The following is a 14,230-nucleotide window of genomic DNA, read 5'->3' on the forward strand; positions in this document are numbered from 1 at the left end:
TCCAAATCATCAACGGGGATATACCGAATGACCATCGACCTTAGCCGCCTGACTGTGCTCGGCACGATCAGCGCCCGCGAAACCGCCGCGCTCGAACAGGCCCGCGCCACGCTCGACGTGGAATTGACCGCCTCGAAAGAGGTTCGTCGCCAGCTTCTCGCCGAGCAGCGCCGTGACGGCTTGGCCAGCGAGCGCGGCGGCATCCGCCGCCGCATCGAACAGCTTCGCGCCAAACAGACCGAAATCGACCAGCGCATCGAGGAGCAGGAAGCCTCGATCGAACTGCTTCAGGAGCGTTCGACCGCCGCCCACCGCCTGCGCAAGAGCTGCGAAGCATGGGCCGCGCAGCACGTCCAGAACGGAGGCGCGTAATGAGCGATATCGATCTCCGCCGTATCGTGGAAAAGTCGGTTGCGGGTGGCCAAACCCTGATGACGACGCTTGAGGAAGTCCGCAAGCGCATTGTCCTGAAGCGCTATTCCATCACCAAAATCCAGCAAGCTCCGGCTTCGCCCAATGAAGCCTTGCAGCGTTTGAACGAGTGGATCGAGACGACGACCGCTGGCAGCGCCGTCGAAAACCTTGCTGCCCGCTTCGTTGCTCCCGGCTATCGCCAGCCGACCAGCGGCGTTCCTACGGAAATCATCGCCGCCGCAATTGCCGGGCCGCTCCGCGAACTGATCGGCGGCGCGATCTCTAAAAGCTACGGCTCGGCAAAAGGCATCTCGGCCGCTGATCGCGCTCGCGAGCTCGCAAAGGCCGAAGGCGAGCTGCTGGAATTTGAATGCGCTGAAGAGGCGATCATTCGCCATGCCGAACAATGCGGGATCGACGTGCTTCGTCGCATCGACGCCGATCCGCGCGCCGTCCTTTGCTCCGGGGAGTTTCTGAAATGAGCGCTATCGTTGACAAGAATACCATTCGCCTGACCGGCTCCGTGCAATCCAGCGAGTTTCCGTCGGGTGAGGAAGGCTTCACCTCGACGGACGTGTTTTATGCGCTGGCCGGCTTCGATGACAAAGCCGCGATCACCGTCCACATCAACTCTCCGGGCGGTATCGCTACCGAAGGTGCAGCGATCTACGCGCTACTGAAATCCCATCCGGGTCGCCTCGATGTGGTCGTGGAGGGCATTGCCGCTTCCGCCGCCTCGTTGATCGCCATGGCCGGCAAGAAAGTCACGATGGCGGCGGGTTCGGTGATGATGATCCACGATCCTGCCGCCGTCACGGTCGGCAATAGCGACGATCATTCCAAGACCATCGAGGCGCTTGAAGCGCTCGCGACTGCTTATGCCCGTGTCTATGCGGCGAAGTCGGGCAAGAGCGTCGCCGCCTGCCGCGAAATCATGAAGGCCGAAACGTGGTTCACGCCAGAAGAGGCGGAAAGCGCCGGCTTCGCGGATGCCAGCAGCGCCAAGTCCGGCGCGATTGTCGCTGCCTTCGACTACCGCCAATTCCGCAACGCGCCTGAAAAGCTGGTGGCGCTTGCGGCCTCTCGAAACTGGGGTTCCAGCAACCCGCCGAAGGCGCAGAAAACGCCGAAACCCAAGGAGAAAACTATGCCGCACGATGATGCAGCCAGCGCGGTCAAGGCCCGCATGAAGGCCATTATGAAATCCGATGAAGCCGAAGGCCGCGAGGCGCTTGCCGAGTACCTGGCCTTCGAAACCAGCATGTCCGTTGAAGAGGCCGTCGCACTCATGAACGCCGCGCCGCGCGGTTCCGATGGCGCGGCCACTCCAAGCGAACCGGAATTCCAGCCGCGGCGCCTTTGGACCGCGAATGCTCAGGGCTTGAACCGTGGCGGTATGTCGCCCTCGGCAAGCGAACGTGCCGGCGCAGACAAGCGCGCCAGCCTCTCCGCCAACATGAAGCGCCGTTACGGCATCGAATAAGGAACTGCCATGCAGACGTTCAGCTACAAGACGGAGAGCGATATCGTCAAAGACGAGGGTAAAAATCGCTTCTCCCGCGACACCGATACTCTCGCTTCCGGTTCCGGCAAGGTCGTGACCGGAACCGTTCTCGGAAAACTCACGAACGGCGGTAAGTTCAAGCCGCTTGCACCCGATGCGACGGACGGCACGCAGATTGCCGCCGCCATCATCCTTCAGCGTGCGGACGCGACCGCTGGCGATCAGGAGGTAGTCAACCTCAAGCGCCGCGCGCAAGTCGTTCTGCAAAACCTCGTCTGGCCCGGCGCGATCACCGCCGCGCAGAAACAAACCGCCCTCGACCAACTCGCCGCCCTCGGCATCATCGCACGCATGGGAGTGTAATCCAGTGCCTACTCCGCTCGACTATCTCAACGCTCCCGAATTTGCCGACGACCGGCTGACCGACAGCATCAACATCCCGCCCTACGTCACGGGGCGTCCGGCACAGCTCGGCATATTCACCGACACGCCAATCCACACGACCTATGTTCGTCTCGGCGTCTCCGAGCAGGAGTTGACCGTCATCCCGGCTCGCGAGCGTGGCGGCGAAACGAACTTCAACATGCGCGGCGACAAGAATGGCGTGTCGTTCGATATTCCGCATTTCCCGCTCGATGATGCGATCACTCCGGCCGATATCCAGAACCTCACGACCTGGGGTGAGGGCGACGTGATCATGGCGAGCCTTGAGGATGTCTATAACGACCGTCTGATCAACATGCGCGGCAAGCACGATCTGACGCATAGCTACCTCGATTGGGGCGCGCTGAACGGCATCGTGCTCGATGGCGAAGGCAAGCAGTTGTTGAACGTTTACGAGAAATTCGATCTGATCGAACATAGCGTCGAATACGATCTGGGCACCGCCACCACGGAAATCGCGCCGCTCAATCGGCAGGTGAAAGCCTATATCCGTCGCGAGCTGCGCGGCACGCCGGCGTCAGGCCTTCGTGTTCTGGCCGGCGCTGATTTCTTCGATAAGTATGTGGGGCATCCGAACGTGCTGGAAGAGCTTCGCGCCTACAAGGGCGATACCGCCAATCCGGGCCGCGATGACATTCAGGACACCTTCACCTATGCCGGCCTGACGCTTGAGCGCATTGACGAGGAATACAAGGTGCGCCAGCCGAATGGCACGCTTGTCTCCCGCAAGGCCGTGGCTGACGATGAGGCGATTGTCGTTCCGCTCGGGACGCCGTTCTTCAAGCGTTATATCGCTCCCTCGGATACGATCAGCGGCGCGAACCGTCGTCCAGAACCGGAGACGAAGGTCTTCGTTTCCACCGACGATCTTCCCCACGATAAGGGCCGCGAAATCCACACAGAGTCGAACGTGTTGCCGATCTGCATTCGTCCGCAGCTTCTTATTCGGCTGAAGATGAAGTGAAACTCGCCACGCCGTAAGCCGCCAGATTGGCGGCTTACGTTTCTCTGGTTTCGAACGTTAGTAAACAACAGAAAATTTTGGTCCGTTCTCATTGAGTATTCAACTGCGAAATATTATCGTTCATGGATCATATACATGACCGACTTCAGCTATCATGCAGCAGCGACTAAACTATTGTTGTCGAGCACAGCCATGAAGAAGATTGATTTCCATATTCATACAAAGACCAGCATCCTGGATGAGAATTTCGAGTTTTCCCACTCAAAGCTTGATGAGTACATCGAGGTAGCGGGTTTGGACGGCATCGCCATCACCAACCATAACCTCTTCGACAAAGCGCAGTTCGTAGCAATTAGGGATCATATCAACATTCCCGTCTATCCTGGCATCGAAGTCGATCTCGGGAAAGGTCAAATGTTAGTGATATCTAATGGCGTGGCGCTTGATGACTTTGACGCCGCGTGCACGCAAGTTGCATCGATGTGCCGCGATGTTGGCGATTCGATCAGCGTTGATGAATTCAAACGAATTTTTGGTGATCTCGAAGGATACATACTTATCCCTCATTACGAGAAAAAACCGTCGATTGATAATGACACGCTTAATAGTCTCTCCCCTTTCGTTACCGCTGGAGAGGTAAGCAGTCCGAAAAAGTTTGTGTACTGTATCAAGAGTGAGGAGCGCCTTGTCCCCGTGTACTTCAGCGATTGTCGAATCAGATCGGATTTATCTCCTCTTCCCGTTCGGCAAACATTCGTTGATTGCAGCGAGGCGAGCTTTAGCGCAGTCAAGGAGTGTCTCCGCGACAAGAACAAAGTTGCCCTGTCCAAAGAAGACGGGAACGAATTATTTCAAGTTTTCGAAAACGGGCAGCAGCTTTCGACCGGACTTAATGTTGTGCTCGGCGACCGGTCGTCGGGGAAATCATACACATTGGAGGCCATCAAGAAGCAGTTTCCTGGCGCTTACTATATTAGACAGTTTGCCTTGGTTGCCAGAGACGAAGATGAAGACGAAAAAAGGTTCAATGCCTATCTCAGCCAAAAACAAGGGCTCTTCTCAAAGGACTATCTGTCAGACCTCCAGAGAGTAATTGAGGACGTTCTCGATATCGACCTCGACCGGGACGCACGCGATGTCGGTCAATACGTCTCAACGCTGCTAGAATTCGCCAAGGAGACCGAAAAGCACGATTCATTCTCAAAAGCGAAAATCTATAGCGAAGATCCCTTTCCCGATAGGAACCAGAAAGGCCTTGAGGAGCTAATAGCGTCGACGAAAAACTTAATCAGTAACGTCGAATTCAAGGAAATAGTCGAAAAACACCTAGAACGCACGAAACTTGTATCTCTATACATTGATTTGATGGGTATATATTCGGAGCGTGAGGAAGTTAGACTGAAAAAAATATGGATCAATGAGCTTGTGCAGAACATCAAGGGACAGCTTCAGCTCAGATCGGCAGCCCCCAAAATTGCGGACGTTGACCTTTACACCGTTGCTTTGAACAAACGGAAAGTTGAAAAATTTGTGACAGTGGCGAAACTTGCCAGATCGCGGCGGACACCCTTGCGAAAGGAAAAGAGAGGCTTTGCCGTAGTTGCCGAAGTTGGGCCATTCGCTGGGGCTGGCGAGCTTAAGGCAGCAATTGCACGTAAGCTCTCCTTCAGCAAAGCATTCGATGCTTATGAGAATCCATACAAATTCTTACAGGAATTAAAGGGCGTTGGTGCGCCGCTGATGCCCGCAGATTTCTCAAAGTGTTTTGTGAAGATTGCCTACCGAATTTTGAATAAAGATGGCTTCGAGGCTTCTGGGGGAGAGCGGTCTGAGTTCTTCTTGCTAGATGAAATTGAGGGGGCGAATGAACACGATATGCTCCTTATAGATGAGCCAGAATCTTCCTTCGACAATAATTTTCTCAAAGCGGATGTGAACGTTATCATTAAGGAGATGTCGCGGAAGATGCCTGTTGTGGTGATAACCCACAATAATACCGTCGGAGCTTCTATTAAGCCGGACTATTTGCTCTGTACAAAAAAAGAGCTTGAGGATCGGAAAGTGTCTTGGCGGATCTATTCCGGTTATCCGACTAGTAAAGTCTTGACCTCACCAGATGGTAAAACCGTGAGTACCTGGAATGTAATGATGGGAAGTCTGGAAGCTGGTTCCGCAGCGTATGAAGAAAGAAGACGGAGCTATGAAAATCTTAAAAATTGAAAATGGGAACGGATTCTTTCGCGTCGAAGAGAGTTCGGAGTGGCAGCAAATCGACGTAATTGACAAAAACGGACTGCTCAAGCTCCTCGACCTTTTTCTCGGTAAAGATGTAGAGATGGATTCGCCTGAAGATTTTCCCATTAGCAACCAAGCCCATTCGATAATATACAGAAGTATCCACGAAAAATTAAGTTCGCTAGTTGACGATAAAAAGCGATTCAAAGACGAAAGCGAGCGAATGTATCTCGAAGAGATCAAGAAGTATTCAAATTTGTAAGAGTGTAATATTCCGGCGTTACCGGATATGAATTGATGTATTTCCGATGCGGTTATGATAATACATCAGAAGGTGGGAAATCGATATAGTTCGCATGGAAGGAACGATGAGAACGTCTGACGTTGATGAAATGCTGGCGACCCTCTATCTTCGCCTTAACGGCTATTTCACGACTGGTTTGATCGTTCATTCGCCCGAACATGGTCGAGCCTTGGCCGAAATCGATGGCCTTGCGATAAGACATCCATTCCATACGCAGCCCGAGCGCAATGTGGATATAAGCGAGTTTCTGCTTGTAGAAGGTAAAGTTGCAGATTTTCTACTTTGCGAGGTCAAAAGTGACCCGACGCGTATCTGCTTCAATAATCCAATAAAAACTGACAAGACAGTCCGCGAGGCGATTGTCGGCTGGTCAGGCTTGTTTCAACCAGATCAAGCCAGCGATGCTGTCGAGGCGATAGAAGCATTAGTAACAGGCAAGCTGGAAGTTCAACAGCGGAGAGAAGGTTTGGTAGTAGGCGACTGCCGCATCCGTGCTCTGCTAGTGTGTCCAAGTCGTCAGGAGCCCATGGAGGATGAGTGGTGTCTCAGAGGGGCAGACCTCATGACTTACGTTATAAGATGCTTGAACCCGGTTGAGTCGCGTCCGACATGCTCAGTTAGATATAATTTTTCCCAATGGGGTTTTCCGCTTTCGCGCATCGTTAGATACATCAAGGACCAGCCAGCCGGTCGGCATGTTGAGGTAGGCGAGATTTATCAGCTATTTGGCGTTGAAGCTATCGCTCAACAGGCACCAGAGACCATTCAAGATTGAATCAGATTGATTTCCAGCTTCGCCCCGGTGGCCTCTGCGTACCGGCGTAGAGTGGCAAGGGAAGGCGAGACACCACCACCTTCAAGTCTTGCGACAGCGGACTGTGTCGTGCCTATGCGGCGAGCAACTTCCGCTTGCGATAGCTTGGCCTTAGTGCGAGCTTTGATAAGCGCCTCAACAAGCTGAAATTCTGCATCCGCCTTCTCGTACTCCTGCCGGAATTCGGGATTGCTCATCAGCTTCTTTTTCAGTTCGGCAATCTTTGTCATGGCTTCACCTCGTTCATTCGCTCTCTGGCAATCGCCAGTGCTCCCGGTGGCGTCTTCTGCGACTTCTTCACGAAAACATGCAGTACGATGACGCGGCGGCCTGTGACAGTCACGTAAATCCCGCGCGCTATACCCTCGGCGGCTTTGGCGCGTAGTTCCCAAAGCTTGCCTTCCAGATGCTTCACATGCGGTTCGCGCAGTTGTTCAAGGCCGACATTCTCGACCGCTTCCATGAGGCGGATCAATCGCGCCTGAAGGCCGGGAGGCAACGCCGCGATTTCAGCATCAGCGGCATCGTGCGTTTCGACCGTCCATCTCATATGTGCTATATAGCGGATACGCTATTATGATGCAAGATGCAGAAATTTAATCGGCATCTGGCCCCGTTTGGCGGTCATGGAATTCATCTGAGAGGCCGTCCGTAAGCTCACGAGTATCTTTCAGTATGTCCTCTATGTCTCTGTCAGCTTTCGCGTTGTTTGCTATTCCAGTTATAACGCGGACAAGTACCAGCGATGATATCTGTTTCGATATAGTCCTCAGGACAATTTGGCCGAGTGCCTTCTCGCGTTCCGTCGCATCTTGCCCCTGCACCATATCCGCAAGGATTGCCAGGGCCTTTGTCAGCTCTTCGTACTGGCCCTTGAACGCTTCAACGAATTCCGCGCGATGTTCATCAAAAGTCAAGCCTATATGGCAGAGCCGACGGACGGACTCAGACCTAGTGGCAACTCGGTTCTTAAACCGCCAGTCATCCACCAGGTTCAACTCTTCATCCGACATCATTATCGGAACTCGGTTTTCTCGCGGCTTCACCATATAGCCCAATCCCAAAAAATCGGCACAAAAAGCACAAATATTTATTGACCCACGCTGACGGATTGGTCAATAAATAAAAATCGGCACAAAAAGCGCCGATTGGTCTGATTTTTATGGTGATACTTGTGTCCAAGATGAAAACGGAACGCATCGCATTCATGCTTGAGAAATCCGCATTGGAAGCAATTGACAATTGGAGCTTCGCAAATCGCATTCGTACCCGCGCGGAAGCTATCCGGCAGCTCGTCCAAGTTGGAATGGAAACATCAAACGTAGAAACGAAAAAAGCCGACGCAACGGCCTAGGAACCTGCGTCGGCTTTTTATCTAACCTCTTCGAAAGGTGCATCAAAGTGCAGGTGAAACGTACTACAGAAAACATCGATCATGCAACCGCTCTCGATCGACTTTCCAAGCTCGCTACCCGACTAGACTGCCTGACCGGCGACACTCAGGACACGCTCTGTGCCGCCGAGATTGCGACAAGTCAGATCGTTGACGTTCTTTTTCCGGGACGCAAGGCAAGCGATCATATCAAGGCTGTTTGGGCCGACGACTATTACCAGATTGATGCGCGCGAACGCAGACATATCGACTTCATAACGAGCGACATGGTGGATCGCGCATCCCGCGCTGACCGTCTCGCAACTGAGCTTTCCGAAGAGCTTCTGCAACTCTCTTACGAAATGCGCGCCGCCGCTAAGGGCGACAAAGCATCCGGACTCGAAGATTGTATTTCCGCGTGGAAGGCCGCGCACGCCGCATGGATCGATACTGAAAAAGGCGGCGCGGTTGCTACCAATACGTTCGAAGCGGATACGGAAGAGAAGGCGCTTTTGGCCCTTGCCGCTTACCCTTGTGCTTCGTTGGGCGATATTCAGCGCAAGGCTAATCTGTTTCTGAGCAATGACCATTTGTGCGGGTTGGCTTCGGACTATGCTCTGCACCTATTGCGCTCTTTTTCGGGAGCGGAGTTCGCAGCAGCCAGTTTTGAGGGACGCTCATGAAAAGTGTAGCCGGAGCAACCCTACGCTCGTTGTCGTTGCCTCGCTTCGCGCTTCGCCGAGACGAGGTTGCTGCTTCTCTGGCGATTTCACCGTCCCTGTTCGATAACTGGGTGCAGGACGGTCTTATGCCAGAGGGCAGGAAGATCGGCGGCGTTGTCCTTTGGGACACCGAGTTGATTCGAGCCGCCTGGCAGGCTCTGAACGAGTACCGCGAATCGCATGCCGACGACGGGGGTGAAAACCCGTTTGACAATATGGTGGCGTGATGAAGACTGAGCTCCGTCACTTGGTGCACGATCCCGACAAGCGCGGTAATGATCGCTACTACGTCCGAATCAAAGGGCGGCCGAAAATCCGCATCCGAGAAACCTTCAAGGATGCCAAGGGCAACATTACCCGAGAATTCATGGCCGCCTATTGGGCCGCCATGGCCGCGCTGCAATCTGAGCAGGCACCTAAAAAGCCAGAACTGCCGCGTGAGGAGACCTTCAACTGGCTCTTCGACCAGTACTATCGCTCGGCTGCCTTCAAAAATTCGAAGCTGATACGCAGAGGGACAAGCGTAGTGTTCTCAGCCGATTCGCAGAGAAGGCGGGCGAGCTGCCATATAAGAAGTATCGCCGCGAAGATATGGAGAAGAGCCAGCAGGCTCGTAAGGATACGCCTGGAGCGGCCGACAAGCTGGTGAAGGTTCTGCGCGCCGTCTTCAACTGGGCGATGAACCAGAAGCCGGCGCTTGCCAGCCATAACCCAGCTATTGGGATCGAGCCGATCAACAAGCGAAAGGGCGGCTTTCATACATGGACGCCTGACGAGATCGACAGGTTTCGCGCCCATTGGGCCATTGGCACCACACCGCGCCTCGCGATGGAGGTCATGATCAACATTGGTGCGCGCCGCTCCGACGCTGCCCGCATCGGGCCGAAGAACGAGTTCAAGCGTGAGGGCGAGCGTTGGACGCGCTTCACTGCCTATAAGGGCCGCAACCGCTTTCCTGTGGAAATGGAAGCTCGGCTTACGCCGGAGCTGATAGATGCGCTGGAAAAGACGGAAGTCGGCACTGATTCCTATGTGCTCAGCGCGCGCGGCACTCCTTATACTATAGAGAGCTTCGGAAACGCCTTCTCCCGCTGGTGCGGGGAGGCGGGTTTGCCGCATTGCTCGTCCCATGGTCTGCGCAAGGCTGCATCCGTCGCATACGCCGAAAGCGGCGCGTCCGCTCCGGAGCTGATGGCGCTTTTCGGATGGACGAATTTCAAGACGGCTCAAATCTACATCGAGAAGGCTGAAAAGCGGCGCATGCGCACGAACGCATTCGAGCGCAAAGCGGCATACGAAAAGCGATCAAGTGTCCCACTTTTCGAGCCAAAAACGGCGAATGAGACAAACGAGGAATAAAACGATGATAAATCAATGTGATTTTTTGGGAATGGTGGGCGATGAGAGACTCGAACTCCCGACATCCTCGGTGTAAACGAGGCGCTCTACCAACTGAGCTAATCGCCCTTCTGCAAAGCGGGTCATTTGCCCGCCGCGTTCGGTGGCCGTGATCTATGCGGAACGACGACAAACCGCAAGAGTGTTTGTGAAGATTTTTTGATTTTTTTGAATTTTCCACCTCTTTGATCGTGGTCATCCACATGAGCGGATGGGAGGCTGCCCGATTGGTTCCATGCATATCAGGCGTTGGTGAAATGCGTGGGGCGGGAACCTGCCATGTGAAATCGAGAGGACCGAAAATTGCGGGAGTGCTTGTCCAAAACAATTCGCATTCTGTCATCGATTTGTATTCAAACCTGCTTGACACCCAAACACGAACCCCGTAGTTAGCCGCTCATCGAACGGCGAGGGCCGCTTTGATGGTGCGGAAGCATCTGGAATGCTTGAAATGAAATGCGGGTGTAGCTCAGTCGGTTAGAGTGCCGGCCTGTCACGCCGGAGGTCGCGGGTTCGAGCCCCGTCACTCGCGCCATTTCGAGGCAAATTTCAGATCTGCATCGGCTGAAAGGCCAAACAATGCGCGGGTGTAGCTCAGTCGGTTAGAGTGCCGGCCTGTCACGCCGGAGGTCGCGGGTTCGAGCCCCGTCACTCGCGCCATTCTCTCCAAGCCCTTACAATCAAACATCAATTTATTGCGATTGCGAAGGAGCCTTTTCGCGCCAGCGCTGATTTGTCGCGTTGCAGTCGCAACACATTGATATCTACCGCTCGATAGTACCCTAACAGACAGATTCAAAAGGCTTGCGCGCGCGCTCCGGCTGCGCTAACCACGGCTCTGTTGCAACGCTCTTTCGCTTGCTGGGCATTTGCTCAGATGCGCCGCCCCGGCGCTGACGCAAGCAGGGATGGACATGATGACTGGACTGCTCAGTTCCTATATTCCGATAGCGATTTTCATTGGTATTGCCGTGGTAATCGGCCTGGCGCTGTTGATCACGCCGTTTGCCGTCGCCTTCAAGGCGCCTGACTCGGAAAAGCTGTCGGCTTACGAATGCGGCTTCAATGCATTCGATGACGCCCGCATGAAGTTCGATATCCGCTTCTATCTCGTATCGATTCTCTTCATCATCTTCGATCTGGAAGTCGCCTTCCTTTTTCCGTGGGCCGTATCCTTCGGCGCCATCGGCTGGTTCGGGTTCTGGTCGATGATGGTGTTCCTCGCGGTGCTGACCATCGGCTTTATCTATGAATGGAAGAAGGGAGCCCTGGAATGGGAGTAGCCCCAAGCAACACGACGCTCGTGGCGCCGCAGCCGAAGGGGATCATCGATCCCACAACCGGCCGGCCGGTCGGCAGCAACGATCCGTTCTTCGGCGAAATCAACAATGAGCTCGCCGACAAGGGTTTTCTGGTCACCTCCACCGACGAGCTGATCAACTGGGCCCGTACCGGCTCCTTGATGTGGATGACTTTCGGACTTGCCTGCTGCGCTGTCGAGATGATGCAGGTTTCCATGCCGCGCTATGACGTGGAGCGCTTCGGCTTTGCGCCGCGCGCTTCGCCGCGCCAGTCCGACGTCATGATCGTCGCCGGCACGCTCACGAACAAGATGGCGCCCGCGCTGCGCAAGGTCTACGACCAGATGCCCGAGCCACGTTATGTCATCTCGATGGGTTCCTGCGCCAACGGCGGCGGCTACTATCACTATTCCTATTCCGTCGTTCGCGGATGCGACCGTGTCGTTCCGATCGACATCTATATTCCGGGCTGTCCTCCCACGGCGGAGGCGCTGCTTTACGGCGTGCTTCTGCTGCAGAAGAAGATCCGGCGCACCGGCACGATCGAACGGTAAGGCAGGGGACAAGGTACTATGAGTGAAGCCCTGAACGAACTCGCCGCCTACCTCACGGAAGTTCGCAGCGCCCTGATTTCCTCGAGCGAGATCAAGTACGGCGAGCTGACCGTGACGACGACGACCGAAAACGTTATCGCCCTGCTGACTTTTCTGCGTGACGACGCCAAGTGCGGCTTCGTCAACATGACGGATATTTGCGGCGTCGACTGGCCGCAGCGCGCCGAGCGTTTCGACGTGGTATACCATCTGCTGTCGCCCAAGAAGAACCTGCGCATTCGCGTCAAGGTTCCTGTCGGCGAAGATCAGCCCGTTCCCTCCGCCTGCGGCGTCTATCCCGGTGCCGATTGGTTCGAGCGTGAAACCTGGGACATGTACGGCGTTCTCTTCACCGGCCACCCGGATCTGCGCCGCCTGCTGACGGACTACGGCTTCGAAGGCCATCCGCTGCGCAAGGATTTCCCGACGACCGGTTTCGTCGAGGTTCGTTATGACGACGCCGCCAAGCGCGTTGTCTACGAGCCGGTGGAACTGAAGCAGGAATTCCGCAACTTCGACTTTTTGTCTCCATGGGAGGGCACCGATTATGTGCTGCCCGGCGACGAGAAGGCGAAGGCATAATTTGATGGCGTGTGGCGGGCTTTCCAGCCTGCCATCCTCTGACATTCTGAAAACGCGAGCATCGCCGCCATGACAGAACATAACGTTCGCAACTTCAACATCAATTTCGGCCCGCAGCATCCGGCTGCGCACGGCGTTTTGCGTCTTGTCCTCGAATTGGACGGCGAAATTGTGGAACGCGTCGATCCGCATATCGGCCTGCTGCATCGCGGCACTGAAAAGCTGATCGAATCGAAGACCTATCTTCAGGCTGTTCCTTATTTCGACCGCCTCGACTATGTCGCGCCGATGAACCAGGAGCACGCTTACGCGCTGGCCGTCGAAAAGTTGCTCGGCATCGATATTCCGATCCGCGGTCAGCTGATCCGCGTGCTCTATTCGGAAATCGGCCGTATCCTGTCGCATCTCCTCAACGTCACGACGCAGGCCATGGACGTCGGCGCGCTGACGCCGCCGCTTTGGGGCTTCGAAGAGCGCGAAAAGCTGATGGTGTTCTATGAGCGTGCCTCCGGTTCGCGCATGCACGCAGCTTATGTCCGTCCGGGCGGCGTTCACCAGGACCTGCCTGAAAAGCTCGTTCAGGATATCGGCGACTGGTGCGATCCCTTCCTGAAGGCGCTCGATGACATCGACGATCTTCTGACCGGCAACCGCATCTTCAAGCAGCGTAACGTCGATATCGGCGTCGTGTCGCTGGAAGACTGTTGGGCCTGGGGCTTCTCCGGCGTCATGGTCCGCGGCTCCGGTGCTGCCTGGGACTTGCGCAAGGCGCAGCCTTACGAATGCTATTCCGATCTCGAATTCGACATTCCGATCGGCAAGAACGGCGACTGTTACGACCGTTACCTCATCCGCATGATCGAAATGCGCGAATCTGTCCGCATCATGAAGCAGTGCGTCAATCGCCTGCTCGGCGATGCCAAGACCGGACCAGTTTCGTCGCTGGATGGTAAGGTCGTTCCGCCGAAGCGTGGCGAGATGAAGCGCTCCATGGAAGCGCTGATCCACCATTTCAAGCTTTACACCGAAGGCTATCACGTGCCGGCTGGCGAGGTTTATGCGGCTGTCGAAGCGCCGAAGGGCGAGTTCGGCGTCTATCTCGTCTCGGACGGTTCCAACAAGCCGTATCGCTGCAAGATCCGCGCGCCGGGCTATGCGCATCTGCAGGCCATGGACTTCATGTGCCGCGGCCACCAGCTTGCCGACGTCGCGGCCGTGCTCGGCTCGCTCGATATCGTGTTCGGTGAGGTGGATCGTTGATGCGAGCCTGGCAGGTCCTCATTCCAGCGCTTCTCGTCGCCTGCGGTGCTTCGGCACAGCAGACCGGCAAGACGCAGGGCTTGCCGAGCATCAACCTGCAGAATTCGAATTCGATCAATTCGAATTCTGCGAAAGGTGGAAGTGAGGTTGCGTCGGGCGGAGATTCGACCATGGGTGACCTCCTTTCCCGCGGTTACGAGATCAAGGCCGCTGTGCCGAATGGCGGCAAGTTTGTTGTGTTTATGCAGAAAGACCAGTCGGCCTATGCCTGCGAATTCTCGTCCCTGACGAATACGCGGTGTGGGTCCTTAAACTGAGATAAG

General features: G+C 55.2%; 20 protein-coding genes and 3 tRNA genes. 19 read left to right on the forward strand and 4 right to left on the reverse strand.

What is annotated here, in order from left to right; genetic code table 11:
* The first annotated feature begins 27 nt into the window (after nucleotides 1-27).
* The 8 genes from PH558_RS18490 to PH558_RS18525 all read left to right on the forward strand — a co-directional run bounded on the left by PH558_RS18490 (nucleotide 28) and on the right by PH558_RS18525 (nucleotide 6,640).
* Nucleotides 28-372 carry a hypothetical protein gene (locus PH558_RS18490; RefSeq protein WP_285205885.1) on the forward strand — a complete coding sequence of 115 codons (345 nt, stop codon included), beginning with the start codon at nucleotides 28-30 and terminating at the stop codon, nucleotides 370-372.
* Nucleotides 372-896 carry a hypothetical protein gene (locus PH558_RS18495; RefSeq protein WP_285205887.1) on the forward strand — a complete coding sequence of 175 codons (525 nt, stop codon included), beginning with the start codon at nucleotides 372-374 and terminating at the stop codon, nucleotides 894-896. The genes PH558_RS18490 and PH558_RS18495 overlap by 1 nt, the downstream gene beginning before the upstream one ends.
* Nucleotides 893-1,897 carry a head maturation protease, ClpP-related gene (locus PH558_RS18500; protein WP_285205888.1) on the forward strand — a complete coding sequence of 335 codons (1,005 nt, stop codon included), beginning with the start codon at nucleotides 893-895 and terminating at the stop codon, nucleotides 1,895-1,897. Before PH558_RS18495 ends, PH558_RS18500 begins: the two co-directional genes overlap by 4 nt.
* A 9-nt stretch (nucleotides 1,898-1,906) precedes the next feature.
* Nucleotides 1,907-2,281 carry a head decoration protein gene (locus PH558_RS18505; RefSeq protein WP_285205889.1) on the forward strand — a complete coding sequence of 125 codons (375 nt, stop codon included), beginning with the start codon at nucleotides 1,907-1,909 and terminating at the stop codon, nucleotides 2,279-2,281.
* A 4-nt stretch (nucleotides 2,282-2,285) separates the two neighbouring features.
* Nucleotides 2,286-3,326, forward strand: coding sequence for a major capsid protein (locus PH558_RS18510; RefSeq protein WP_285205890.1), 1,041 nt, complete (start codon nucleotides 2,286-2,288; stop codon nucleotides 3,324-3,326).
* Between the two features lie 135 nt (nucleotides 3,327-3,461).
* Nucleotides 3,462-5,546, forward strand: coding sequence for a histidinol-phosphatase (locus PH558_RS18515; RefSeq protein WP_285205891.1), 2,085 nt, complete (start codon nucleotides 3,462-3,464; stop codon nucleotides 5,544-5,546).
* Complete coding sequence (locus tag PH558_RS18520) at nucleotides 5,506-5,823, forward strand: hypothetical protein (protein WP_285205893.1); 318 nt, start codon at nucleotides 5,506-5,508, stop codon at nucleotides 5,821-5,823. Before PH558_RS18515 ends, PH558_RS18520 begins: the two co-directional genes overlap by 41 nt.
* A 106-nt stretch (nucleotides 5,824-5,929) precedes the next feature.
* Nucleotides 5,930-6,640, forward strand: a complete 711-nt coding sequence (locus tag PH558_RS18525; RefSeq protein ID WP_285205894.1) for a hypothetical protein — start codon at nucleotides 5,930-5,932, stop codon at nucleotides 6,638-6,640.
* Here PH558_RS18525 and PH558_RS18530 read toward each other — a convergent pair.
* From PH558_RS18530 to PH558_RS18540, 3 genes are read right to left on the reverse strand one after another with little or no spacing between them, the layout of a single operon-like run.
* Nucleotides 6,631-6,909 (reverse strand): helix-turn-helix domain-containing protein, encoded by a 279-nt coding sequence (locus PH558_RS18530; protein WP_285205896.1) that lies wholly within the window; start codon nucleotides 6,907-6,909, stop codon nucleotides 6,631-6,633. The genes PH558_RS18525 and PH558_RS18530 overlap by 10 nt on opposite strands.
* The gene (locus PH558_RS18535) at nucleotides 6,906-7,229 is read right to left on the reverse strand and encodes a type II toxin-antitoxin system RelE/ParE family toxin (RefSeq protein WP_285205897.1); all 324 of its coding nucleotides are present in this window, start codon (nucleotides 7,227-7,229) and stop codon (nucleotides 6,906-6,908) included. The genes PH558_RS18530 and PH558_RS18535 overlap by 4 nt, the downstream gene beginning before the upstream one ends.
* A gap of 46 nt (nucleotides 7,230-7,275) precedes the next feature.
* Nucleotides 7,276-7,728, reverse strand: a complete 453-nt coding sequence (locus PH558_RS18540; RefSeq protein ID WP_285205898.1) for a hypothetical protein — start codon at nucleotides 7,726-7,728, stop codon at nucleotides 7,276-7,278.
* A gap of 352 nt (nucleotides 7,729-8,080) precedes the next feature.
* Here PH558_RS18540 and PH558_RS18545 point away from each other — a divergent pair, with 352 nt between their 5' ends.
* The 4 genes from PH558_RS18545 to PH558_RS18560 are packed head-to-tail and all read left to right on the forward strand — an operon-like array spanning nucleotide 8,081 to nucleotide 10,132.
* On the forward strand, nucleotides 8,081-8,734 hold the full coding sequence (locus tag PH558_RS18545) for a hypothetical protein (protein WP_285205900.1): 654 nt from the start codon (nucleotides 8,081-8,083) through the stop codon (nucleotides 8,732-8,734).
* Nucleotides 8,731-9,000 (forward strand): helix-turn-helix transcriptional regulator, encoded by a 270-nt coding sequence (locus tag PH558_RS18550; RefSeq protein ID WP_285205901.1) that lies wholly within the window; start codon nucleotides 8,731-8,733, stop codon nucleotides 8,998-9,000. Before PH558_RS18545 ends, PH558_RS18550 begins: the two co-directional genes overlap by 4 nt.
* Nucleotides 8,997-9,422: a hypothetical protein gene (locus PH558_RS18555; RefSeq protein WP_285205903.1), complete on the forward strand. Its 426-nt coding sequence runs from the start codon at nucleotides 8,997-8,999 to the stop codon at nucleotides 9,420-9,422. Before PH558_RS18550 ends, PH558_RS18555 begins: the two co-directional genes overlap by 4 nt.
* Nucleotides 9,365-10,132 carry a tyrosine-type recombinase/integrase gene (locus PH558_RS18560; protein ID WP_285205905.1) on the forward strand — a complete coding sequence of 256 codons (768 nt, stop codon included), beginning with the start codon at nucleotides 9,365-9,367 and terminating at the stop codon, nucleotides 10,130-10,132. The genes PH558_RS18555 and PH558_RS18560 overlap by 58 nt, the downstream gene beginning before the upstream one ends.
* A gap of 32 nt (nucleotides 10,133-10,164) precedes the next feature.
* On the opposite strand, the gene PH558_RS18565 is transcribed toward PH558_RS18560, so the two are convergent.
* Nucleotides 10,165-10,240: transfer RNA gene (locus PH558_RS18565), tRNA-Val, on the reverse strand.
* Between the two features lie 389 nt (nucleotides 10,241-10,629).
* On the opposite strand from PH558_RS18565, the gene PH558_RS18570 reads away from it, so the two are divergent.
* The 7 genes from PH558_RS18570 (at nucleotide 10,630) to PH558_RS18600 (ending at nucleotide 14,224) form a co-directional block, all read left to right on the forward strand.
* A tRNA-Asp gene (locus PH558_RS18570) sits at nucleotides 10,630-10,706 on the forward strand.
* Between the two features lie 48 nt (nucleotides 10,707-10,754).
* Nucleotides 10,755-10,831, forward strand: a tRNA-Asp gene (locus tag PH558_RS18575).
* Between the two features lie 257 nt (nucleotides 10,832-11,088).
* A complete protein-coding gene (locus tag PH558_RS18580; RefSeq protein WP_028754004.1) occupies nucleotides 11,089-11,454 on the forward strand; it encodes an NADH-quinone oxidoreductase subunit A in 366 nt (121 codons plus the stop codon).
* Nucleotides 11,445-12,026 (forward strand): NuoB/complex I 20 kDa subunit family protein, encoded by a 582-nt coding sequence (locus PH558_RS18585; RefSeq protein ID WP_285205907.1) that lies wholly within the window; start codon nucleotides 11,445-11,447, stop codon nucleotides 12,024-12,026. Before PH558_RS18580 ends, PH558_RS18585 begins: the two co-directional genes overlap by 10 nt.
* Nucleotides 12,027-12,044: 18 nt before the next feature.
* The gene (locus PH558_RS18590) at nucleotides 12,045-12,647 is read left to right on the forward strand and encodes an NADH-quinone oxidoreductase subunit C (RefSeq protein ID WP_095434510.1); all 603 of its coding nucleotides are present in this window, start codon (nucleotides 12,045-12,047) and stop codon (nucleotides 12,645-12,647) included.
* Between the two features lie 69 nt (nucleotides 12,648-12,716).
* Entirely contained in the window at nucleotides 12,717-13,907 is a 1,191-nt protein-coding gene (locus tag PH558_RS18595) for an NADH-quinone oxidoreductase subunit D (protein WP_037194239.1), read from the forward strand.
* On the forward strand, nucleotides 13,907-14,224 hold the full coding sequence (locus PH558_RS18600; protein ID WP_095434511.1) for a hypothetical protein: 318 nt from the start codon (nucleotides 13,907-13,909) through the stop codon (nucleotides 14,222-14,224). The genes PH558_RS18595 and PH558_RS18600 overlap by 1 nt, the downstream gene beginning before the upstream one ends.
* The last annotated feature ends 6 nt before the right edge of the window (nucleotides 14,225-14,230 follow it).

It is taken from the genome of Rhizobium pantanalense, from assembly GCF_030182525.1.
Taxonomy (GTDB): domain Bacteria; phylum Pseudomonadota; class Alphaproteobacteria; order Rhizobiales; family Rhizobiaceae; genus Rhizobium.